Source organism: Nocardia sp. NPDC058640, assembly GCF_042716995.1.
Taxonomy (GTDB): Bacteria; Actinomycetota; Actinomycetes; order Mycobacteriales; family Mycobacteriaceae; genus Nocardia.
In genome coordinates this window covers 63,808-87,007 of the sequence record NZ_JBHXRG010000021.1, presented here as the reverse complement: position 1 = coordinate 87,007, position 23,200 = coordinate 63,808, and the positions used below count along the sequence as shown (strand labels likewise).

The 23,200-nt window shown below is 67.5% G+C and carries 17 protein-coding genes; 10 read left to right on the top strand and 7 right to left on the bottom strand.

The window, feature by feature from the left end:
* Positions 1–15 precede the first annotated feature (15 nt).
* From ACFWU5_RS21075 to ACFWU5_RS21065, 3 genes are read left to right on the top strand one after another with little or no spacing between them, the layout of a single operon-like run.
* Positions 16–3,240, top strand: coding sequence for a type I polyketide synthase (locus ACFWU5_RS21075; protein WP_379268354.1), 3,225 nt, complete (start codon positions 16–18; stop codon positions 3,238–3,240).
* On the top strand, positions 3,237–4,220 hold the full coding sequence (locus tag ACFWU5_RS21070; protein WP_379268353.1) for an AfsA-related hotdog domain-containing protein: 984 nt from the start codon (positions 3,237–3,239) through the stop codon (positions 4,218–4,220). The genes ACFWU5_RS21075 and ACFWU5_RS21070 overlap by 4 nt, the downstream gene beginning before the upstream one ends.
* The gene (locus ACFWU5_RS21065) at positions 4,217–5,512 is read left to right on the top strand and encodes an FAD-dependent oxidoreductase (protein WP_379268352.1); all 1,296 of its coding nucleotides are present in this window, start codon (positions 4,217–4,219) and stop codon (positions 5,510–5,512) included. Before ACFWU5_RS21070 ends, ACFWU5_RS21065 begins: the two co-directional genes overlap by 4 nt.
* A 22-nt stretch (positions 5,513–5,534) precedes the next feature.
* Here ACFWU5_RS21065 and ACFWU5_RS21060 read toward each other — a convergent pair whose 3' ends face one another.
* Both ACFWU5_RS21060 and ACFWU5_RS21055 read right to left on the bottom strand, forming a co-directional pair.
* The gene (locus tag ACFWU5_RS21060; RefSeq protein ID WP_379268351.1) at positions 5,535–6,785 is read right to left on the bottom strand and encodes a PucR family transcriptional regulator; all 1,251 of its coding nucleotides are present in this window, start codon (positions 6,783–6,785) and stop codon (positions 5,535–5,537) included.
* 146 nt (positions 6,786–6,931) lie between these two features.
* Positions 6,932–8,617, bottom strand: a complete 1,686-nt coding sequence (locus ACFWU5_RS21055; RefSeq protein ID WP_379268350.1) for a DUF885 domain-containing protein — start codon at positions 8,615–8,617, stop codon at positions 6,932–6,934.
* A gap of 76 nt (positions 8,618–8,693) precedes the next feature.
* On the opposite strand from ACFWU5_RS21055, the gene ACFWU5_RS21050 reads away from it, so the two are divergent.
* Complete coding sequence (locus ACFWU5_RS21050) at positions 8,694–10,277, top strand: Na+/H+ antiporter (protein WP_379268349.1); 1,584 nt, start codon at positions 8,694–8,696, stop codon at positions 10,275–10,277.
* Positions 10,278–10,300: 23 nt separating this feature from the next.
* Here ACFWU5_RS21050 and ACFWU5_RS21045 read toward each other — a convergent pair whose 3' ends face one another.
* Together ACFWU5_RS21045 and fdxA are read right to left on the bottom strand one after the other, a co-directional pair.
* A complete protein-coding gene (locus tag ACFWU5_RS21045) occupies positions 10,301–10,915 on the bottom strand; it encodes a class I SAM-dependent methyltransferase (protein ID WP_379268348.1) in 615 nt (204 codons plus the stop codon).
* 117 nt (positions 10,916–11,032) lie between these two features.
* Positions 11,033–11,368: a ferredoxin gene (fdxA, locus tag ACFWU5_RS21040; protein ID WP_379268347.1), complete on the bottom strand. Its 336-nt coding sequence runs from the start codon at positions 11,366–11,368 to the stop codon at positions 11,033–11,035.
* A 192-nt stretch (positions 11,369–11,560) separates the two neighbouring features.
* Here fdxA and ACFWU5_RS21035 point away from each other — a divergent pair, with 192 nt between their 5' ends.
* The 3 genes from ACFWU5_RS21035 to ACFWU5_RS21025 all read left to right on the top strand — a co-directional run bounded on the left by ACFWU5_RS21035 (position 11,561) and on the right by ACFWU5_RS21025 (position 15,033).
* Positions 11,561–12,376, top strand: coding sequence for an NAD(P)H-binding protein (locus tag ACFWU5_RS21035; RefSeq protein WP_379268346.1), 816 nt, complete (start codon positions 11,561–11,563; stop codon positions 12,374–12,376).
* 287 nt (positions 12,377–12,663) lie between these two features.
* A complete protein-coding gene (locus ACFWU5_RS21030; protein WP_379268345.1) occupies positions 12,664–13,500 on the top strand; it encodes a DUF4129 domain-containing protein in 837 nt (278 codons plus the stop codon).
* Between the two features lie 144 nt (positions 13,501–13,644).
* On the top strand, positions 13,645–15,033 hold the full coding sequence (locus tag ACFWU5_RS21025) for an ABC1 kinase family protein (protein WP_379268344.1): 1,389 nt from the start codon (positions 13,645–13,647) through the stop codon (positions 15,031–15,033).
* On the opposite strand, the gene ACFWU5_RS21020 is transcribed toward ACFWU5_RS21025, so the two are convergent.
* Positions 15,017–15,694: a cutinase family protein gene (locus ACFWU5_RS21020; RefSeq protein WP_379268343.1), complete on the bottom strand. Its 678-nt coding sequence runs from the start codon at positions 15,692–15,694 to the stop codon at positions 15,017–15,019. The genes ACFWU5_RS21025 and ACFWU5_RS21020 overlap by 17 nt on opposite strands.
* A gap of 151 nt (positions 15,695–15,845) precedes the next feature.
* On the opposite strand from ACFWU5_RS21020, the gene ACFWU5_RS21015 reads away from it, so the two are divergent.
* The 3 genes from ACFWU5_RS21015 to ACFWU5_RS21005 all read left to right on the top strand — a co-directional run bounded on the left by ACFWU5_RS21015 (position 15,846) and on the right by ACFWU5_RS21005 (position 20,474).
* Complete coding sequence (locus tag ACFWU5_RS21015; protein WP_379268342.1) at positions 15,846–17,789, top strand: nitrate- and nitrite sensing domain-containing protein; 1,944 nt, start codon at positions 15,846–15,848, stop codon at positions 17,787–17,789.
* Between the two features lie 134 nt (positions 17,790–17,923).
* Positions 17,924–19,093 (top strand): PucR family transcriptional regulator, encoded by a 1,170-nt coding sequence (locus ACFWU5_RS21010; RefSeq protein WP_379268341.1) that lies wholly within the window; start codon positions 17,924–17,926, stop codon positions 19,091–19,093.
* 220 nt (positions 19,094–19,313) lie between these two features.
* Positions 19,314–20,474, top strand: coding sequence for an esterase/lipase family protein (locus ACFWU5_RS21005; RefSeq protein WP_379268340.1), 1,161 nt, complete (start codon positions 19,314–19,316; stop codon positions 20,472–20,474).
* A 72-nt stretch (positions 20,475–20,546) separates the two neighbouring features.
* On the opposite strand, the gene ACFWU5_RS21000 is transcribed toward ACFWU5_RS21005, so the two are convergent.
* Together ACFWU5_RS21000 and ACFWU5_RS20995 are read right to left on the bottom strand one after the other, a co-directional pair.
* The gene (locus tag ACFWU5_RS21000) at positions 20,547–21,608 is read right to left on the bottom strand and encodes an alpha/beta hydrolase (protein ID WP_379268339.1); all 1,062 of its coding nucleotides are present in this window, start codon (positions 21,606–21,608) and stop codon (positions 20,547–20,549) included.
* Positions 21,609–21,627: 19 nt separating this feature from the next.
* Positions 21,628–23,196, bottom strand: coding sequence for an ArnT family glycosyltransferase (locus tag ACFWU5_RS20995; protein ID WP_379268338.1), 1,569 nt, complete (start codon positions 23,194–23,196; stop codon positions 21,628–21,630).
* Between the last annotated feature and the right edge of the window lie 4 nt (positions 23,197–23,200).

Below are 23,200 nucleotides of genomic sequence, written 5' to 3'. Positions count from 1 at the left end.
GAAAGCGAGAATCGAATGGCCACTGAAACGGAATTGCGCGCCTATCTCAAACGCGCCACCCGGCAGCTGCAGGAAACCCGGCAGCAGCTCGGTGACGAGCAGGCACGCGCACGGGAACCGATCGCGGTCGTGGGCATGTCGTGCCGGTTCCCCGGCGGGATCACCTCACCGGAACACCTGTGGGAGGCGCTGATCCAGGGGCGTGACCTGATCACCGAGTTCCCGGCCGATCGCGGCTGGGACGTCGACGGGTTCTACGATCCCGACCCGGACAAATTCGCGAAATCCTATGTGCGCGAAGGTGGTTTCCTCGACGGTGCCGGTGAGTTCGATGCCGGGTTCTTCGGGATCAGCCCGCGCGAAGCCGAGGCGATGGACCCGCAGCAGCGGCTGTTGCTCGAGCTCGCTTGGGAATCGGTCGAGCAGGCGCGGGTGGACCCGATGACGTTGCGCGGCAGCGACACCGGTGTGTTCGTCGGGTTCAGCGATCAGGGTTACGGGTTCGGCGCCACGCAGGCCTGGGACGGTGCGGAGACGTACTACTTCACCGGCAATCACGCCTCGATGGCGGCGGGTCGGGTCGCGTATCTGCTCGGGCTCGAGGGTCCGGCGGTCACCGTCGACACTGCCTGCTCGTCGTCGCTGGTGGCCGTGCATCAGGCGATGCAGTCGCTGCGGCTGCGGGAGTGCGGGATGGCACTGGCCGGGGGTGTCACGGTGATGTCCACGCCGATGCCGTTCGCGCTGTTCTCGCGTCAACGTGCGCTGGCGCCCAACGGGCGGTGCAAGTCGTATGCGGCGGGCGCGGACGGGACCGCGTGGGGTGAAGGGGTCGGATTCGTTCTGTTGGAACGGCTTTCGGACGCCCAGCGCAATGGACACCGGGTGCTCGCGGTGCTGCGCGGGTCCGCGGTCAACAGCGACGGTGCGTCCAACGGGCTCACCGCGCCGCGCGGACCGGCGCAGCAGCGGGTGATCGGGTCGGCGCTGGCCAATGCCGGGCTGCGGGCGGCCGATGTCGATGTGGTGGAGGGGCACGGCACCGGCACCGTGCTGGGCGATCCGGTGGAAGCGCAGGCCCTGCTCGCCACCTACGGGCAGCGCGAGGGCGGGCCGCCGTTGCTGCTCGGTTCGGTGAAATCCAATATGGGACATACACAGTCGGCCGCGGGGATCGCCGGGCTGATCAAGATGGTGCAGGCGATTCGCCACGAGATGGTTCCGCCCACCCTGCACGTGGACGCCCCGACCTCGCACGCGGACTGGTCGGGAAATCGTATCCAGCTCGCCTTGCGGCCACAGTCGTGGCCCACGACCGGGCACGAGCGCCGAGCGGGGGTGTCCTCGTTCGGCATCAGCGGCACCAATGCTCACTTGATCGTCGAACAAGCGCCGGAACCTACAGAGCCCGAGCACGATTCGGCCGACGAGCGGTCGACACCGAGGCATACGTCTACGCCGAGGCCGATGGCCGCGCAGGTGCCCGCGCTGACTCGACAGCCGCTGCTCCAACAGGAGACGACGCACCCACCCCTTCCATGGCTGTTGTCGGCGCGCAACGCAGCCGCACTGTGTGACCAGGCGGATCGTTTGCGCGCGGCTGTGATGGATTCGGCGCATGACCTCACCGACATCGCCCACTCCCTGGCAACCACGCGAACACGTTTCGACCACCGTGCCGTGGTGGTGGCGAACACGCGCAAGGAGTTCCTGGACGGGCTCGATGCCGTCGCCGAAGAGCACACCGCCGCCTCGGTCGTCCTGTCACGCCGAGGCGCCGGCGGCAAACTGGCGATGATGTTCCCCGGTCAGGGCGGACAACTCGCGGGCATCGGCAGCGGGCTGTACGACACGTACCCGGTGTTCGCCGAGGCCATCGACAAGCTCTGCGCCGCGTTCGACGCCCACCTCGAAAACCCGCTGCGCGCAGTGATGTTCGACGACGGGGAGCTGCTCGCACGCACCGACTACACCCAGCCCGCTGTTTTCGCACTGCAAGTCGCGCTGTTCCGCCTGCTCGAATCTTGGGGAACGACACCGGATTTCGTCGTCGGCCACTCGGTCGGCGAACTCTCCGCCGCGCACGTGGCGGGTGTGTTGTCCCTCGAAGACGCGGTCACCGTGGTGGCCGCGCGCGGTCGGTTGATGCAGCGCATGGCGGCGGGGGCGATGATCTCGGTGCGGGCCTCGCTCGCCGACGTCACCGCCTCGCTCGCCGGGCACGAGGCGCAGGTATCGGTCGCCGCGGCCAACGGGCCGAACGCCACCGTGATCGCCGGCGATACCGCCGCCGTCGGCGAACTCGCACGGCATTGGCGCGACCGCGGCCGCCGAGTCGCGCGGCTCGGCGTCGACCGTGGCTTCCACTCCCCACACGTGGACGCGATCGCCGACGAGTTCCGCGCGGTCGTGGCGTCCGTGCGGCTCGAGGAACCGAGGATCCGCATGATCTCCACCGTGACGGGCACGGAACCGGCACCGGGGCAGCTGACTTCGATCGAACACTGGGTGCGCCAAGCCCGCGAACCGGTGCTGTTCCACGACAGTGTGCTGCGATTGCACGAAGCAGGCGTTGCCACCTACCTCGAACTCGGCGCGGGCGACACGCTGTCCGGCCTGGTCTACGAAACGCTCGCCGACACCGGCAGCACCGCCATCCCGGTTTTGCGGCCGGGCGCCGACGAAGCGACATCGGCGGTGAAAGCCGTTGCGGGAGCATGGGTTGCCGGTGCCGAGGTCGACTGGTCGGCGCTGTGCTCCGACGAGACGACCAGGACCGTGGACCTGCCCACCTATCCGTTCCAACACCGCCGCTACTGGGTCCACACCGACAGTGCCGTGTTGGAGAGCATGATCGGCGCGGCCGGCGCCGAACTCGCCGGTGACGGATCCGGCAACCAACGCCACGGGATGGTCAGGGAGCTGCGGACCGTGCGCCCCGACTTCCAGGCGGTCCCACAGGACCAACGCGCCGAAGTCGCCGTGCGCCTGGTCGTGGCCCAGATCCGGGAAATTCTCATCGACCTACCCGAGGACGAGATCGACCTCGACGCAACAGTTCTCGCGATCGGCCTGACCTCCCTGTCCGCGCTGGAACTGCGCAGCAGAATCAATGTCGCCGCGGGAACCCACCTTTCGCTGGAAGACCTGTTCACCCACCCCACGCCCCGCGCGCTGGGTGCCGTACTCGCCACCCGTATCTGGAGCGACGCGTCGACCCATGAGGCGGTGCTCGCATGACCGGCCTGTCGGCGGTGCGCGGCACCCTCACCTTCGACCAACTGGTACCGGCCGCGCTGGCCCATCGGCGCGGCCTGGCCGAGGTCTACGTCGCCGACACCGCGATCGTGGGCAGCTCGGAATTCGTAGTCGCAGTGCAGGTTCCGCGGGCGCACTCGCTGTGGTTCGATCGGCTGGTCGGCTACCACGACCCGTTCTCCGCGCTCGAGGCCGTGCGCCAAGCCCTGCTGGTGGTCGGTCAACGCCACCTCGGTGTTCCCGCCGACGCGCCGGCGAGCCTGCAGCGGATGTCGTTCGCGGTGGAGGACCTGAGCGTGTTCCGCGACAGCGAACGAGACCCCTTCGAGGGGATCGTGCGCCTGCGTCCGGGGGCTGCGGGCACCGGGCGCGGTTACTACCACGACGTGTCCTTCGATGCCACGCTCACCGTGCGCGGCGCGCTGGCAATGACCGTGCGCGGCAGCGGGATCACGTTCCCGCGCGAGGCATACGACGAGTTCCGTGCCCTGCAGCAGGGCAAGCGCGCCGGCCTCGCCCCGGTCGCCGCCCGGCCTGCACGGCGACTACCTCCTGAACTGGTCGGACGTCGCGATCCCCGTAACGTCGTGCTCGCCCGCAACACCGCGCAGGAGATGGTCGTGGTGGTCGACCGGGCGCATCCGAGCTTCTTCGACCACCAGTACGACCACGTTCCCGGCCCGCTGCTGCTCGAGGTGTTCCGGCAGGCGGCGGTCGTGGCTGCCACCGACGCCGGGTTGCTCGAATCCCCGGTCGCCGCGGTGATAGACGTCGAGGCGCAGTTCACCGACTTCGCCGAGTTCGACGCCGAGATCACCTGCACCACAGCCGCTGTGGGCGACCTCGACCTCGACGAGATCACCGTCGAAGTCGCCCTGCACCAGTACGGCAACCGCATCGCCCTCGCGCACGTCGAGCTGGCGCACTATCCCGTGTCGCGGGAAGCAGAGGAGAACGCATGAGCACCCCACCGTCAGGCGCGCGGTTCGCGGTGATCGGTGGTGGCCTGTCCGGCATCGGCGCCGCGTTCGCCCTGCACCGGGCCGGCCACACCGTGGAACTGTTCGAGCAGGACTCGGTGCTCGGTGGTCGCTGCGGGTTCGACACCCTCGGCGGCAGGCCGATCATGATGGGCGGCAAGAACATCGGGCGCCACTACGAGCAGTTGCGCGAGTTCATCGCCGCCTCGGGACATCGCGCGTTCGAGGAGTTCGGGATCAACAGCTCGCAACTGATCAACGAGCAACTGGTGACCCTGGACAACCCCGGCGTCGCGGGCTTCGTCCGCCACCTGCTGCGGATGGGCTCGCCGGTCGACGCGGCCCGGATGCTGTATTACGGTGCGCGCGTGCGGTTCGACGAACGCCACCGCTTCCTCGGCTCGGACTACTTCGGTGCTGGGGGCAACGACGACGTGGCACTCGGCGCGCACTTCGGCGCTGACTTTGGGCGTAATGTCCTGCGGCCGTTAACAGTTCGGCTGAATGCTGCCGAGCCCGATGAGGTGTATCTCGGCGCGTTCGGGGTGAGCCTGGGCATGGTGCAGGACCGGTACGACCAACTCGTCGACGGGATGCAACCGGTGCTGGACTGGTTCGCCGGGCAGGTACCGGTGCGGCTCAACACCCGCGTGGATCGCCTCGTGGTGCGAGACGGCCGGGTAGCAGGGCTGGACGCGTCGGAAAACGGCGGGCCCACAACGTTTTCCGAGTACGACGGCGTGGTCGTCGCGATCCCGGCCTACGCGGCCGCGACCCTGCTGGAACCGGTGATCCCCGCACTGAGCAAGGCGCTGAGCGAGGTGGCCTACTACCCGTCCACCGTGGCGGTGGTGCAGTACGAGAAGCCGTTCTTCGGCAGCACCGTTCGGTCGATCGCGTTCGATTCCGGCCCGTGCAGTGCCGCCGGCGTCTACGGCATCAACGACCTGGACATCGTCCGCTACACCTTCAGCGGGCGCGAGGCTCGGCCACTGCCCGACGCGCAGCAGCTGGCGCGGTGGATCGACGAGGCCGAAACGAAAGTGCGCAATCACCTCGGCGGACCGCCGGTGGCTCGGGTGCGCACCGAGACACGCAGCTGGGCCGCAGCACACTGCGCTTACCTCCCTGACCACGCCGGGTTCCGCACGGTGGTGCGTGACCAGACCGAATCCGTTGCGGGACTGCAACTCGCGGGCGACTACCTGCTCGGCGCGCAACTGGAAGCCTGCTACCGATCCGGCGTCGCCGCCGCGCGCGCACTGGTCGCCTGACATGGGCGGCGTCGCGGGAAAGCTACGCGGCGCCCCTGGTGTGCACCAGATCGTCAGCCAGCAAGGCGATGCGGGCCCGCAGAATGCCTTCCGCGGTGGTCAGATCGAGGTCGGTCAGACCGCTGACCCGCCGCAACCGGTAGTCGATGGTGTTGGGGTGCACGTGAAGTCGGCTGCCGGTGGCTTTGCGGTTCAGGCCCGTGGCCATGTAGGTGCGCAGTGTTTCCAACAGCTCGGGGTGGTCGCCCAGCGGGGCGATGACACCGGCGAGGTGTTTGCGCGCCGGGCCGGGCCGGGTCAGCTGGTATTCGATCGCCACATCCGAGAGTTGGTACAGCCCCGGCGGTTTCGCGATGCCACGCACCAGATCGAGCAGTTCGTGTGCCTCCTCGGTGGCCGTGGGGATCCGCTCGGTCGAGGCGGGCACCAGGGTCGCGGTGAGCCGCACACCCGAGGTCGCGCTGATCGTGCCCAGCACCGCATCGGTCAGCTGCGGCATGTCCGGTTCGTCGCTGGGAATCAGCAGGGTGCCGCCGTTGGTGCTCAGCAGTGCCAGCGACCGCGAGGCGAACGCGTCGGCCAGCGCCGCCTGCACCCGCCGCAGCTTGCGACGCGCGACCACCTGGGCATCGACACGGGGATCGAGCTCCTCGGGAAGTTCCGGAATCATCAGTGCCACAACCTGATACGACTGCGCCACCCTGATCCCGGTCTGCCGGGTCAGCGCGCCGACCCCGTGCCCGCTCAGCAATGCCGACACCATCGTCTGCGCGCCGGTTTGATGTTCCTTGGCGACCTGGCGCTGCTCGTCGAGGTAAGCACTGGTCACCGTCGCGTTGATCACCTCGAGCGTGCGCAGCAGCAGCCGGGTGCCCGCCACGACCTCGGCCAGATCATCGGCGGTCACCTGGCCGACGACGAGTTCGAACCCGATCCGGAACCCCTCGGCGTACGCGCGCAACAGCGTCCCGACGGGCACACCTTCGCGCGCGTGCTGCGCCGACGCGGCCCGCAACGCCACCAACTGCTGCTCGGACGGGGTGGTGCGTTTGTCGAGCATTTCCATCGCCAGCATCAAACAGCGGCGGGTGAACTCGGTGATGTCGCCGCGCATCGCCTCGCTGGGCAGCGCCTGGCACGGCATGACGTTCTCGGCGAAGTAGGTGACCAGGTGCGACACCAGCTCGTCGGCATTGCCGAGAAAGCTCGACACGGATCGGCCGTCCGCGGTGGTGATCGGGTGCGGGACCCGGTCGATAGCTGAGAAAGTCATCGAGTTCACTCCGTTGTGCAGGCAGCGAGGGGGGCTCAGGTGCGTCCTGTGTGAATCGCAACATAGCCACAATCGGAGTCGTAGTTGCCCCTCCCATCACATCGCCTGGTGGGCTCACGAGACCTCGAGAGCCCGATTGTGTGGACTCACAAGCGGGGGTGCGGGGCGGCGAGTTGCTCGCGCAGGGTGTCCAAGCCCATGCCGCCCAGTCGCAAGGCGCGGGTGTGGAAGTCCTTCACGTCGAATGCCGCGCCCGCGCGTTCGCGGGCCTCCTCGCGGGCCGTGAGCCACATGCGTTCGCCGAGTTTGTAGGCAGGCGCCTGACCCGGCCAGCCCAGGTAGCGGTCGATTTCGTCGCGGGCGGTGGTTTCGTCGACCAGTGTTCGGGTCAGGAGGAATTCCAGACCGAGATCGGGAGTCCACCGCTCTCCCGCGTGAAAGTCGTTGCCCGCGGGGATCTCCCACTCGAGATGCATCCCGATGTCCACGATCACGCGCGCGGCACGGAACAGCTGCTGGGCCAACATCCCGAACAGGTCGCCGTCCTCGGTGAGATAGCCCAGTTCCTGCATGAGACGCTCCGCGTACAGCGCCCAACCCTCGCCGTGCCCGGAGGTGAACGACATCATCCGCTGGTACTTGTTCAGCGAATCCGCCTCGCGCACCGCGGTCGCGATCTGCAGGTGATGGCCGGGCACGCCCTCGTGGTAGACCGTGCTGGCCTCGCGCCAGGTCTGGAAATCCTGTTTGCCCTGCTCCACGGACCAGGTCATGCGGCCGGGACGGCTGAAATCCGCGCTCGGGCCGATGTAGTACGCGCCGACCACGCCGCCCGGCGGTGCGATGGTGCACTCCAGAGTCATGAGTTCGTCGGGGATCTCGAAGTGCTTGTCGCGCAACGACTCCAGCGCCTGGTCGGACGTCTGCTGCATCCAGTCCCGGAGCTCGTCCTGTCCTGTCAGGGTGTACTTCGGGTCGGCGTCGAGCAGGGTGGCAGTTTCCGACAGTGACGCCCCCGGTGCGATGCGGTCCGCGATCGCCGCCATCTCGGCTTCGAGCCGCGCGAACTCCGCCCAACCCCACGCATAGGCCTCCTGCAGGTCCAGGTCGGCGCCGGTGAAGTAGCGCGACCACAGGCGGTAGGTCTGCTCGCCGACGGCGTCGGTGACCGGCGCGATCGGCACCAGCTCCGAACGCAGGAAGTCGGCCAGCTCGGCGTAAGCCCGTTCCGCTGCCAGGGCGCCCTGTCGCAGGTCGGTCAGCGGAGCACCGTCTAGTTCTTCCGCGGCGGCCACGAAGGTGCTGAAGAACCCTTCCTTTCCGGCCGAACCCGCCCACGTATCGGCCTGTTCGGCCACCTTCACGACCTGCCGCAGCGCGCAGATCTGTCCGCGCCGCACCCCGACCAGCAGCGAGGCCCGCACGCCGGCCAGCGCCTCGGGCACTCCCGCGAGTCGCCGCGCGATCACCGTCCAGTCCGCGGCGGTGTCGGTGGGCATCACGTCGAACACCATCCGAATGTTCTGCACCGGACTCTCGATCACATTGAGCGAGGTCAGCGGCAGTCCGGCGTCGTGGATTTCCACTTCGAGCCCGATTCGTTCGATGAACACGGCTTTGGCCACGCGTTCGCTGTCATCGGTGGGTTCGGCGGACTGGATGGCGCGCAATGCCTTTCGTGCCAGCTCGGCTCGAACAGCATGTCCCGCGGGCGAATAGTCTGTCAGCGCGTCGTCGTGCCCGGGCAGGCCGAACATGGTCGCCAACACCGGATCGGCGGCCGCGGCCTCGTCGACGTACCGATCACAGATTTCGTGCACACTCTCAACCATGTAGACACGCTAACGGTCTTCGGGCGCTGGCGCGTCGGCCGCGTGCTCGGCCCGGAGTCGGTGAGACTGATTCGCTATGGATCAGTTGGTGCTAGTGCTGGCGATATTGCTGGTGGCGATCATCGCGGAGTCGGTGTCCGACCGGATCGGGGTCGCGTCGTCGATCCTGATGACCGTGTTCGGCTGCGTGCTCGCGCTGATCCCCGCTGTTCCCCAGCTCGAGATTCCACCGGACGTGATCCTGCCGCTGGTGTTGCCGCCGCTGCTGTACGCCGCGGCCAGACGCACCTCCTGGCGTCAGTTCGCCGAGAACTGGCAGGTCATCACGCTGCGGGCGTTCGGGCTGGTGTTGGTGACCGCGGCTGCGGTGGCCACGGTCTTCCACGCCTGGAACCCGGCGACCCCGATCGCGGTCGCGGTGGTGCTCGGTGCGTTGGTGGCGCCGCCCGATCCCGTGGCGGCCATGGCGATGGCGGGCAAGCTCGGGTTGCCGCGCCGGTTGATCGTGCCGCTGGGCGGAGAGGGTCTGTTCAACGACGTGACCGCGATCGTCATCTACTCGGTGAGTGTGCAAGCGGTGGTCACCGGGCTGTTCTCGCCATGGCACGCCCTGCGCGACTTCCTGATCGCCGCGGTCGTGGGTGGGCTCGCGGGGCTGGTCTTCGGCTGGTTCGGCGCGAAACTGACCAGCTGGCTCAGCACCGTCACCTGCGAAATCTCGCTCAGCCTGCTGCTGCCGTTCATGGCCTACGCCACGGCCGAGCACTGGGAAGGGTCGGGCGTGCTCGCGGTGCTGGTGTGCGCGCTGTACCTCACCGACGCGCTCACCAAGACCGTGGACCGCAGCTACCGGCTGGTCGCGGACTATTTCTGGGACATCATCGAAATGCTGATCACCGGGTTCGCTTTCGCCCTGATCGGCCTCGAACTGCAGGTGGTGCTCGAAACCGCGGGCAGCGACTGGCGGCAGCTGGCGGGGGTCACGGTCGTGGTGGTCGCGGTGGTGGTGCTGGTACGGCTGGTCTGGTTGCTGGCGACCTGGTGGCTGATGCTGCGGTACTCCAAGAAATACGCCGAACGCGCACCCCTGAGCTGGCAGGAGGTGGTCGTCACCTGGTGGGCGGGCATGCGCGGCGTGGCCACGGTCGCGCTGGCGCTGGCGATCCCGTTCACCATCGAGTCCGGCGCCGACTTCCCCGCCCGGTCACAGGTGCTGTTCATCGCGTTCGCGCTGGTGCTGTTCACACTGCTCGTGCAGGGCCCGACCCTGCCGTGGCTGGTCCGCGTCACCGGCGTGCACGCCGACACCCAGCAGGAACGCGCCTACGAACGCGACCTGTGGACCAGAGTCGTGCGCGCCGAACTCGACACCCTCAAAGCCATCGCGGTCCGCGACGACCTGCCCGAAGACCTCTACGACAACATCAAAGACAACCTGCGCCGCTTCACCGCCAAAGCCGACCCCGAAGCAGCCTCCGACGACGCCAAAGCCACGGCGGCCCTGGAACGAGTACGCGAACGCCGCGACACCGTGCGCGCAGTCCGCGCCGAGGTCAACGAGGCCGGCCGCACCGTGGCATTGGAAGCTCGCCGCGAACCCGGTATGCCACCCGAAGTCGTCGACCGGGTGATCCGCCGCCTCGACCTGGGACCGAGTTAGGACCGCCGGCGCACCATTTCGTGTTATGCCTCGGGCGTGCGGGACAGCACCGCCACCAGAAAATCGGAGCCGTCGGTGAAGGGGCGTAGATCCCAGGTCGACAGCAGCAGATCGGGTGTGAGACCGGCGGATTCGGCGTCGGCGAGGAACTCCGTGAACTCGTAACCGCGGTCCGCCCCGAACCCGATGACGGCTCGGCCGGTCGGCGCGAGATGGCGGGCGAAATTGGTCAGTACCGCGGACCGGGTGGACGGCGCCAGGAACGTCACCACGTTGCCCGCGCACACGATCGCGTCGAAGTCGCCGGGCACATCGAGTTCGGCCAGATCCCCGACCAACCACGTCGGGCCGGGATAGTCCGCCCGCGCCGCCTCGATCAGCACCGGGTCCACATCGACACCCGTCACCACGTGCCCGGCACTGTGCAGATACCCACCAACGCGCCCCGGCCCACACCCGGCGTCGAGCACCCGACCACCACGCCCCAGCAGCGCATCGATCAACCGCGCCTCGCCGACAATGTCCTCACCTTTGGCAGCCAGGTCCCGAAATCGCTGCACATACCAGCTCGAATGCGCCGGATCAGCGGCAACGAGCTCCTCCCAGCCGCTGGGCGTGCGCTTGCTCGACGCGTCCATGATCGCTGCCTTCCGCCGCGGACAATCTGTCAGGGGCTTGCGGACCAACCGTATCGGGTTGCCGTGCTCGTGCCCCAGCGCCTCGGCCGGGCATGGCGGGTACACCCGCGCGGACACTTACCGCTGATACTCCCGGACATAGTCCGTGTCGACTCCCACCGCGCCCACGACAGTCGCGCCACCCGGGTGACCCAGCGGAGCCGCGCGCCCCGGCAAGGGCTCGCTGAAGAAGCGGGCGTTCTCGACGACGAATTGTTCCTGCCCCGAAGGGATATCGTCCTCGTAGTGAATCGCCTCCACCGGGCAGACCGGTTCACACGCGGCGCAGTCGACGCACACGTCGGGCTGGATGTAGGCCATCCGCTCGCCGATGAAAATGCAGTCGAGAGGGCATTCCTCGATGCAGGCACGATCCAGGACATCGACGCAGTCGGCACCGATCACAAACGTCACGTTGCGCTCCTTCGGTTCTCGCCCGCGACGCGGGGTGGCCCCGATCCTGGTCCGCATCGGCCCGCCCGGGTAGGGGTGCACTGCCTATCACCACATAAGCGGCACTTATGCGCGCCGAAAATTGCCATATGCGCCGATTCGGATTCGTTGGCACGATCGGGGGGTCGAAACAACCGAGACGTAGGGGAAACGATGACGATTCTGGTTACTGGGGCAACGGCGAATATCGGTCGGATGGTGGTGGATCAGTTGATTGCGGGCGGGGCGCGGGATGTTCGCGCGTTGACCATCGATCCGGAGAAGGCGGCGTTGCCCGCGGGGGTGGAGGTGGTGCGGGGGCATCTGGGGCGGCCGGAGAGGTTGGGGGCGGCGTTCGAGGGGGTGGATCGGATGTATTTGGCGCCTTCGCAGGGCGACGTCTCCGAGGTGCTCGAGGTGGCGCGTGCGGCGGGGGTGCGGCAGGTGGTGGATCTGTCGGGGGAGCCCGAAAGTTGGTGGGGCAGTGTGTGTACCGCTGTCGAGGGCAGTGGGATCGAATGGACGCATCTGTGGCCGGCCGACTTCATGGAGAACACGCTGTCGTGGTCCCAGCAGATCCGTGCGGCCGGGTCGGTCCGGGAACCGCACCCGGAGACCGCGAGCGCGCCCATCGCGATGAGCGACATCGCCGCGGTGGCCGCCACCGCACTGCTGACCGACGGTCACCTGGGCCGCGCCTACTCGCTCGGCGGACCGGAAATCCTCACTCGCGCTGAGCTTGTCGCGCAGCTGGCCGATGCCCTCGACCGCGACATTCCCTTCGTGCGGTCCAGCCGGGAGGAGACCATCGCTGCCCTGACACCGACCATGGGCGACACCACCGGCTGGTACGTCGACAACGTCCTGCTCGGCTTCGCGCCACCTCCGGAATCGCTGCCGATCACCAGCGTGGAAGACATCACCGGGCGCCCGGCCACCACCTTCGCCGCGTGGGCGCGCGCCAATGCCGCCCGCTTCGCCGAGGGCTGATATACCGCAGCGGAACTCATTGCCCAGCGACAGGAAATGTTGTGTGAAACAAGGAACAGGCGCCCACTGAGGGAATTCGACTAAACCTTGTGCACGCGGGGGCAGGTGTAGCGCATCGGGTGTCACGATGTGGCGATTCGCGTGTTTTCTCAGGGTTCGGCGGTGGGGCAGTGGCAAGGATATGGGTGCCGATAGGGCGTCTGGTCGCGGCGGTCGTTTTGATTGTCGCGACCATTGTCGCGCTGCACGGAAGTTTACCTGGGACTGTTGATCCCGGTAATTCTGGCGTGAATTCGCCGATCGCGGTCGCGTTGATGCCGGTGTTGCTGTTGGTGTCGGTGGTGATCCTGCTGGCCGGGGTGTTGGTGAGTCAGCACCGGTTGCCACTGGCGATGCCGACTTCGGAGACGAATCTGCGGGTTCGGTTGTCGTTCAAGCGGTTTGCGGTGCTGCTTCCGGTCGCGCTCAGTGCGGTCGCGTTGACGTTCGCGGTGGGGATCACGATGTTGTTCGTGTTGCCCGGTGCCACCCGCACCCCGCGCGCGGTGACAGCGGCGGAAGAAGGGGCGCCGCCGCTCGAGCCTGCCGCGGCCGAGGGGCAGATCGTGGATTCCGTGGTCGATTCGTCGGGGCTGAACGGGACCGCCTTGGTGATGACAGTGGGGTTGGCGGTCGCGCTGATCGGCGTCGCGCTGCTCGGACTGGTCGGCGTCACTGTGGCGACGCGGCGCGAGTCCACCGATGGGATGCCGGAAACGGCCGAGGAGACAGTGGCCAACACCGTCGATTCGCTGACCAGAGCCGCGGAGATGGGATTGGCCGCGATGAACGCGCCCGGCCAGGATCCGCGCACCGCGGTGATCGCCTGCTATGTGGCGATGGAGGCGGGGTTGGCCGCGGATCGTGCTGCGGCGCCCCTGATTTCGGACACGCCCTACGAGGTGCTGCAGCGCGCGTTCGACAGTGGAGTGCTGCACGACGACGGCGCGCACGAGCTGGTCGCCCTGTTCGAAGAGGCCAGGTTCAGCCCGCACGCGACGCTGTCGTGGCAGCGCATCCGCGCCGAACAACTGCTGCGCCTGGTCCTGGCCGACCTGCAAGCCCGCACCGAAGTCGCCGCGTAACCGCTGCTGTCAGCGAACCCCCGCGCCCGCATGTGACCGAGCACAGGGGTGGTGGTGAGTACACACAGATCGATGTCGGGCGCGCTGTGGCGTTCCGGTCCGGTGGTGAGAATTCACGTATCGACCGCTGGCGCAGGAGGGTCCATGGCAGACAGGCAGATTCCGACGGGGCGGCTGGCGCGTGGTGCCAAGTTGGGTCGGTTGGCGGCCGGGCAGGCGGCGCGCGGGGTCGGCACCCGGCTGGCGATGGTGGGGCGCACCGAGCAGGCGCGGCAGGTGATGGCCGCGCGATCCACGCTGCAGGCCGCGCAGCAGATCGTCACGGTGCTGGGCGGGATGAAAGGCGCGGCGATGAAGCTGGGCCAGATGGCGTCGGTACTGGATCTGGACCTGATCCCGGAAGACTATCGGGAGATGTTCCGCACGAAACTGGCCGCGCTGCTCGACAGCGCACCCGAGGTGCCGTTCACGGACATGATGGCGGTGGCGCAGCGCGACCTCGGCGATCTGGGTCGGATATTCGCCGATATCGACCCCGAACCCGTGGCGGCGGCATCGATCGGGCAGGTGTATCGCGCGCAATTGCACGACGGTCGGCTGGTGGCGGTGAAGGTGAAATACCCCGGCGTGGACCGCGCCGTGCACGCGGACATGCGCAACATGCAATTCTTCAGCGGGCTGTGGAAGGCGTTTCTGCCCTCGGCGGGCGATACGAAAGTGCTCGACGAAATCGCGCAACATATCGTCGCGGAGCTGGATTATCGGCAGGAGGCCCGCAATCAGCATCGCGTGGCCGGCCGTTATCGCGGCCATCCCTACATCACCGTGCCCGACAGTATCGGCGAATTCTGCACCGACAATGTGCTGGTCACCGAATTCTTCGAGGGCAGGCCGTTCCAGGACATTCGCGAACTGCCCGCGCAGCTGCGCGATCACGTCGGTGAACTGGTGTACCGGTTCTACGTCACCGGCATGTACGCCGACGGCGAGTATTGCGCCGACCCGCATCCGGGCAATGTGTTGGTCGCGCGGGACGGGCGCGTGGGTTTCGTCGACTTCGGGTTGTACACCACGATCGAAAGGGAACACCTCGAGTTGGAGCGGCAGGTGATGTGCGCGGCCGAGCAGTTCCGGGGCGACGAGGTGTATCGACTGTGGGCGCAGCGTGGCATCGTCGAGCCCGGTTCGGTGGTCACCCCACACGATTGCCTCGAATACGTGTGGTCGGTCGCGGGCTGGCACCTGCTCGACGAGAAGATCACCGTGACCCCCGAACTCGCCACCAGCGCCGTGGTCCTCGCGGCGGACCCGCGCGCCGCCGAACACCGCAGCGTGCGAAACCTGCTGCTGCCACCGGAACATGTATTCTCCCGGCGCGCAGACCTTTTCACGCTGACCGCGCTGGGCCGGATCGAGGCGACCCACAACTGGCATCGCCTGGCCAGGGAATGGCTGCACCACGAAGCCCCGACCACCGACATCGGTCGCGTGATCGAGGCGTGGCGTCGCGCCGAGATCAGAGCGCGGCAGTGACGAAATCCGCTGCGGCGCCGGCATGGCGGGCATAGCTGGTGTGGGCGTTCCAATCGCTGCCGTCGGGGTCGCAGACGGGGTCGTTGTCGTTGCAGATATCGAGGGTGCGCTCGGCGTAGGGGCCGGTGATCTCCTTGCCGATGCCGCGAATCGGGTTGCCGAACAACAGAATCACGGCAATGCGGGACTCGACCTGCTGCGGCAGGGTGGCCACGATCGGGCCGCCCACCTTGGCGCCTTCACTGCTGATGCCGATCGCGTTGTCCACCACATTGGCCCCCTGCGAGTACCCGACCAGCACGAAACGCTGGTCCGGGCAGGCCGCGGCCTGCTTCACCACATGGTCGACCAGGTCCGTATTGCCTTTCTGCACCGAGGCGGGCTGATCGAAGTTCGCCGGGTACGCGACTCGGTACGCGTCGACAGTGCCGGGCAGCGCGTCGTTGATCGCGGCGTACACCGGGTTGCCCACGACGACCCCGAGGTGATACTTGCTCCACATCCCGCCGGGTTCGTTGCTGCCACGCGCCGAAACCACGTGTACATCAGCACAATTGGGTGCCGCCGCGGCGGTTCCGGTGGTCAGTGCGGTCGCCGTGGCGGCCGCGATGCCCGCGGCTGCGGCCAGAGCTACCGCGCGGCGAGATCGTTGAATTGTCATGGGCGAAGGGTAGAGAGCGTGCGCCGGATTACGATGCCGCGTGGTTCGTTATTTGAGTCGGATCATCAAGGATCGCGAGGGGTCATGCGTTTCCCCCACAACAAACCTCCGTTCGCGAATCGAATTCCCGGCGCGGACCTACGTTGAGCCGATGCTCTCAGCTCGGCTCGGCGTTCGCACCCGCATTCTGGCGATCGCGCTCATCCCCAGTCTCACCCTGCTCGTGCTCGGAATGCTGACGGCGGGAAATCTGGTCCGTGACAGTTACCGCGTCCAGAACTGGGTCGATGATCTCGAACGAATACGACCGGCCGCCACCGAAGCGCTCGCGGCCACCCAATCGGAGCGGTTGCTGTCGCTGCGGCAGCTGACCGGCAGCGAGCCGATCTCCGGACTGGCCGCGGCGCGGATACGCGTGGATCGGGCCTTCGAGCAGCTGGTCGAAGCCGACGCCACCCGCCACCAACGCTCAGCCGAACTGCCTGCCCAGCGGGCGAAATTCGGGCAGGCCCTTGCCGCGTTGCGGGTCGGGGTCGACACCGGCAAGGTCTCGGTCGCCGACGCCTACACCTTCTTCAACGCGCCGTACGCGATGTTCGGTGACGGGTTCCGCCGGGCCCAGCAGGCCGCGCCGGACTCGATTCTGGCCACCAGAGTGTCCGAGGCGCTGCGGTTGTTGAGCGCCACCGAGGCGATGTCGCGCAGCAATGCCGTTGCCCTTGCCCTGGTCAGTTCGCAGGGCCGGGCGTTTCCGCTCGAGGAATTCACCACGCAGGTCGGTTTCTATCATGCCGAGATCAAGAATTTGGCGGCCGAAGTCGGTTCGCCGCACAATCGCCTATTGCTCGATCTCGTGAACAGCGATTCCTGGCGACGGCTGTCGGCGATGGAAACGGCGGTCAATCACCGTTTCGCCGCGCGCACGACGTCGGTCGATGCCGAAATGCCGATGGCGATTCTGGAATGGCAGCAGACCGCCGACAATGTTGTCGGTAGTCTGTTCGACGCATATGCCGGTCAGCACGAATACGCCCGCGTCAGCGCCGAGCAGGTCGCGCACCGCGCGGAACGGTCGGGTCTGGTGACCGGGGGCATTGTGCTGTTGGGCAGCGTGGTGGCGTTGTCGATCGCGGTGGTGCTGGCCGACCGGATCATCCGGCGGCTGCGGCGATTGCGGGCCGCGACCCTGGTGATCGCCGACGAACAGCTGCCCAGCGCGATCCGCCTGGCGACACAACATTCCGAGATCGACGACACCGCGCCGACGCTGGACTTCGGACGCGATGAAATAGGCGAGGTGGCACAGGCTTTCGAACATGCCGCCGCGGTCGCGCTCACTGCCGCGGTCGACGAAGCGCGGCTGCGCGACAGCGTGGAAACAGTGTTCGTCAACATCGCCCACCGCAGCCAGGTCCTGGCGCACCGCCAGCTCGAGATCCTCGACGAGGCCGAACGCACACAACAGGACCCCGCCCTGCTCGAGGTCTTCTTCCGCCTCGACCATCTGGCCACCCGGGAGCGGCGCAATGCCGAGAACCTGCTGATTCTGGGTGGCAGCAGGCCCGGACGGCAATGGCGCCAACCGATTCCGATGGTCGACGTCGTGCGCAGCGCGGTGGGGGAGACCACCGAATACACCAGGGTCCGCGTCGCCCGAATGCCCGACATCGCGGTGATTGGCGCGGTGGTGGCCGACCTGATCCACCTGATCGCCGAACTGGTGGACAACGCGACCGCGTTCTCCCCGCCGGACGCGAAAGTGGAGATCAGCGGCGCGATCGTGGGCAAGGGCACGGTGGTCGAAGTCAGCGACCAGGGGATCGGGCTGACCGCCGCGGAGTTCGACAGCTACAACGACATGCTCGCCACCCCGACCGGATCCGGGCTCACCGCCTTGGCGCGGGACTCGCGGATGGGTTTGTTCGTGGTCGCGCGGCTGGCCGACGCGCATGGCATCTCGGTCCGGCTGAACGAATCCGACTTCGGCGGGGTTCGCGCCATCGTGCTCGTTCCCTCCGCGCTACTCGCGGAGACCGCCGCGACCGGGGTGACCGCTTCCGATGGCAAGGGCAGCAACCACGAGGCCTCCCGCTGACACGTACTGCGACGAGCGCTACTCGTCCGACATCGCGAGCGAGTCCGAGCAGAGATACGCAGTTCTACCGATGCCCGCACACCGGGGCTCGCGGCACGCTGAACACGCGGTGCGAAACGCGTGAGGAGCGTCCAATGTCCGAAAGTCAACAGTCCGGTATCGCCCTGCTGACCAGGCCGGAAACGGCCTGCGTTGGGCGGGAGTCCGAGCTAGATCGGGTGGTGCGGCTGGCCGGGTCCGCCGACCGCTGGCTCGGCACGGTGCGGCGCCAGGTGATCCGGTCGATAGCCGCCCTGTGCCTGGAATTGGTCGACGAACAGACCGCGGATGCGGCGATCGGGCAGTTCGACCACCGCGCGGTGGAGTGGGCGCGCGACGGCATTTCCGTGGAAACCATTCTCGACACCGTGCACCGGTGTATGCGGATTATCCTCGAACCCGCGGGCGATATCGGCCCGCTCGAGGTCGTGGACCTGCTCGGCAAGGCCTCCGCGGCCATCGCGGGCGCGTACCTGCGCTGTGCGCTGGAACTGTCCGGGCACAACGGTCACGCCAGAGACACGCTCGCCGAACAGTTGATCATGGGCAGTCGCTCCCGCAGCGCGGCCCGCGATTGCGGAGTCGCGCTCGCCGCCGAGTACTGGGTGCTGGCGATTGACATCGGCGACGAAACGCGGCCCGACGGCACCGACGGGCTCGACGAGCGGGTGCGGTCCCGGCGCGCGGTCAACCGGGTGCGGCTCGAGCTGAATCGGTGCTGCGACGGTGACGCACTCGCGGCGCTGTCCGGACAGGGCGGCACCGTGTTGATCCCGACCACGGACCGCCCCGAAGAGCACGTCGACCAGGTCACCGCCGCGCTGTCGCGTGCCGCGGGCCGCCCACTGACGGTGACGGTGGTCCGTGCGGCGCGCGACGACATCCCCGCCGCGGCGGAATGCGCGCACGAACTGCTCGAGATTGTGCGGCGAATAGGCCGCCAGGGCGAGGTGAACCGATTCAGCGATTTCGCCCTCGAATATCAACTCAGCCGCCCCGGCCCGGCCCGGGAATATCTGCGCACCCTGCTCGCGCCGCTGCATGATCATCCCGAATTGTTGGAAACCCTGCGCTGCCATATCGCCAATGATCTGAACCGACGCAAAACCGCACGCATGCTGCACCTGCACACCAATACCGTGGATTACCGCATTCGGCGCATCGCGGACCTGACGGGTCTGGACGCCAAGCGATGCCCCGACCTGTGGTACCTGCGCTCCGCGCTGGTCGTGGCGGACATGCCGGTCGAAGGAAAACAGCAGTGAGGCAAGATATCTCGCCGAATGTTTTCCTGTGCGCGCCCATGGGGGTTTGTTCGCATCGTTGGTGAGGTTTCCACACCTGCCCGAAAGTGATTTCCGCGCCGCTATTCCCGGCTTATGTTCGGTGCGGCTGAAGAGCCGAATTCTTTTTCGCTTTCGGAAAGGCAGACCCTGCATGACCATAACTCGTGGCCGCGCGCGCTCAGTGCGTGCGGCAATACTGATGGGCGCCAGTATTATCGCTGTCGCCCTCTCGGGGACGGGGGCGGCGGCCGACCCGCACACCGAACCCACCGAACAGGCGCTGGCCGAGATCATCTACCAGGGCCGCGATGTCGCGTGGGGCACCGACGGCGGGCTGGGCGGCACGGGTTCGGCCTGTACCTCCGGAAGCGGCGCGGGCTCGGGCAACGGCTCCGGCGACTGCCTGGGCGGCTCGGGTTCCAGCTCGGGTTCCTCGGGCGGCTACTCGTCGGATCCCGGCGCGATCGGGCCCGCGTCCACGGCGTTCCTGCCCGCGTTCGGTTACGGCCTGATCAACCCCGACGCGGGTGCCCCCGGCACCAACGACTGGGGTTGCAAGCCCACCGACGCGCACCCCCGCCCGGTGGTGCTGTTGCACGGCACCTGGATGAACGCCTACAACGGTTACGCCTACATGGGTCAGCCGATCAAGGACGCCGGCTACTGCACGTTCACGTTCAACTACGGCCGTTCGGGCATGATGGAAGGCGGCGGCCTCGGGTCGTTCCTGCCCGGTGTCATGGGCACCGGCTACATCGAGGATTCGGCGAAGCAGACCGCGGCGTTCGTGGACCGGGTTCTCGCGGCCACCGGCGCTGACGAGGTCGACATCATCGCGCACTCGCAGGGCGGGTCGATGGCCAACCACTACACGAAGTTCGTGGGTGGCGCGGCCAAGGTGAAGAACCTGATCACCTTCGGTGCCACGCATCACGGCACCAGCCTCGACGGCATCGGCGCGCTGGGCCGCATGGTCAACAACCTGGGTATCGATGTCCTGGGTCCGGTCGAGATCTTCGTCGGGCACGCGGGTATCCAGCAGACTGTCGGTTCGGATTTCGTCAAGAACCTCAACGCCAACGGTGACACCGTGCCCGGCATCGACTACACCATTGTCGGTACCCGGTACGACGAGGTCACCAACCCCTACGAGCTGACGTTCCTGGATCAGGGCCCCGGCTCCACGGTCGACAACATCGTGCTACAGGAAGGCTGCGAGCAGGACATCTCCGATCACCTGACGATGATGTACTCCCCGCGTGCGCTGTCGATCGCACTGCGGGCGCTGGACCCGGTGCAGAACCCGCAGCTGACCTGCACGTTCAACCCGTGGCTGATCGGAGGTGGTGGCTCACTGTAAGCGATAGCGGAAGGGACCGACATCGGGTGCGTCGCGACAGGCTTGGCCGCGACGCACCCGATTTTCGTGTGTCTAGCCCGCGAGCAGTGCGGCGACCCGGTCCCAGTAGGTGTGCATGTCCTGCTCCCAGTAACCCCAGGAATGCGTGCCCGCCGGGCGAAAGTTGAAGGTGGCCGGGATGTTCAGCGCGGCGAGGCGGTCGCGCAGCAACGCGGTGCACACCACGGTGATCCCGTCGAGGATGCCGCCGATGAGCATCTGATCGAGCAGCTTGATCGGACTGCCGTCGATGTCGGGGCCGCTCAGGGTATCCAGGGGGCCCGGTAGACCGTTGCCGGTGCTGACGTAAACGCCTACCCCGCGCAGCTTTTCGGCGTTGAGGGCCGCGTCGTTCGTGATCCAGGCGGGATCGGTGGGTGGTCCCCACATGTTCAGCGGGTTGCCGCGCCGCGCGGTGACGATCGAGGCCACCATCGCCTGGCCCGCCGGATTGCTGGTCTGGATGCAACCGCTGAACGAGCCGACCATCCGAAACCGTTGCGGCGCTTCCTGAGCCATGCGGAACACCGCCGCGCTGGCCATCGACAGGCCGGCCACGGCGTCGCGGCCGGTGCCGTGGAACGCGGAGTCGATGATGGGCGGGAGTTCGGTGGTGAGGAAGGTCAGCCAGCGGTTGCGCCCGGTGCCGGGGTCGTCGACCTGCCAGTCGGTGTAGAAGGTGCCCGCACCGCCGATCGGCATCACGATGTTGGCCTGTTTCCCGACGAAGAAGTCCACGGCATCGGTTTTGGTGAACCAGTTGCTGCCCTCGCGCCAGTCAGGGGTGTCGGTGCCGCCGTCGACCCCGTTGATCAGGTACAGCGAACCCGCGGGCGCGTCGGGGTTCGCGGCGGGAATGACCGCGACGGTGATGGGGCGGTTCATCGCCGCGGAGTGCACGGTCAGGTCGATCACCTTGCCGGGACCGTTCGCGGCCGCCGCGACCGCGAACGAGCCGTTGGGTGCGGGGACTGCCGCGGCCATGGCCTGGGCGGCGACCAGGTCGGGGGCCGCGTGCGCCGTCGCGACGACGGGTAGGCCGGTGGCGGCCAGCGTCATCGTGAGCGCCAGCCGCCGCACCATCGAATTCACCACTGTGTGTCTCCGTTCAGGGTTATCGCCCATGGCGGCTCGTCCCGTCGACGAGTCGCAGTTCCATCGCCTCGGGCCACAGCACCGACCACGGTTGCCTCGGTTCGCTGCACAGCCACACCGCCACACCGCGATTCACGCCGGGGAAGCCGAGCGGTTCGTCGATGTCGGTGAGCAGGGTCGTGTGGGCGAAGCGGGTGCGCAGCGCGGTGTCGGGGTCGTCGACGCCGACGTACAGCACGGTGGTCGCGGTGTCGGGTGGTGTGCCGAAGTAGGCGTAGCCGCGGTTGGGGCTGAACACCGCGGGCAGATCGGTGTTGCGTGCGAAGTCGTCGAGAGCCGCTGCCTGCCAATAGTTCTGGGTCACGATCACCAGACCTTCGCGCCGCTGTGCTGGTAGACGGTGGTAGGTGTCGGACACGATGTTGACCAGGTTGTCCCAGCCGCTGGGTCCGAAAAGCACGCTGCGGGAATGGATTTGCGAGTAGTCGTCGGTGGGTTGTCGCAGGTCCGATTCGGGCAGCGGGAGAACGACGACGACGCCGACGCAGATCGCGGTCGTGAGTGCGGCCAAGCCACCACCGAGGACCGCGGTAAGCCGGGTGATCTCCCGGTCGGCCAGATACACCGCGCCCGCGGCGAACAGGCCGGGAAACGCCCCGGCGACGAAGTAGGGACGCAAACCGAACAGCACGACCGCGCCGAGTCCGAGCGCGATCATCGGGATCAGGAAGTAGTAGGGGCGGAGCCGCTCAGCGCGCAAGCCCGCCCACATGCCGACGAGCAACAGCAGACCGCCGGCCCCGGTGACCTGAATCATCGTCCACGGCGCGGAAAGCACTGCGGCGGTGGCGATTTGCTCCTCGCGCACGACCGCGCCCATGGCCAGTTGTGGCCAGCCGTGGGTGTGCTGCCACCACAGAATCGGGACAGCGGAGCCGGCCAGCAGTCCAGCGCCGAGCCACCAGGCGGGCCGTCGCAGCATCTCGCGCGGACCGAACACGGCCACACCGAGGGCGAGCACCGCGCAGATGATCGGAATCAGCCATTTGACCTGGAAGTCAACGGCGGCAACGAAACCCGCGGCGATCAAGAGGGAGTCCGTGCGCGTGCGCACCCAGCGGATCAGCAGCCACGCGAGCACCGCGGTCAAGGTGATGTCGACGGCGAAGGTGCTCAGCATGGCCGACTGCATCACCGCCATCGGCGTGGTCGCGTAGGCGATGGCGGCGACGGTCTGGGGGAGTCGACCGCCACCGAACTCCCTGGCCATCACCGCGCTGAGCACGATCGCGACCACGGTGAACAGCAGTGCGGGAAGCCGCAGTGCGACAAGGGATCCCGGCGCGAGGAAGTCCGACAGGGCCGCCAGCAACGGCACCAGCGGACCCTGATCGGCATAGCTGACCGACGGATGTCGCCCTGCCGCAAGGAAATACAGCTCATCGCCGCCGATGCGATAGCGGTCGATCCTGGCCAGGAACAGTGCCCCGGCCACCGCCGCGACAAGGGACACCTCCCGCCACGCGAAGGCGGGCAGCGCCGTGGTGGGGGTGGTGGGCACGGTGACGGTGCCGCTGCGGACATTCATGGTG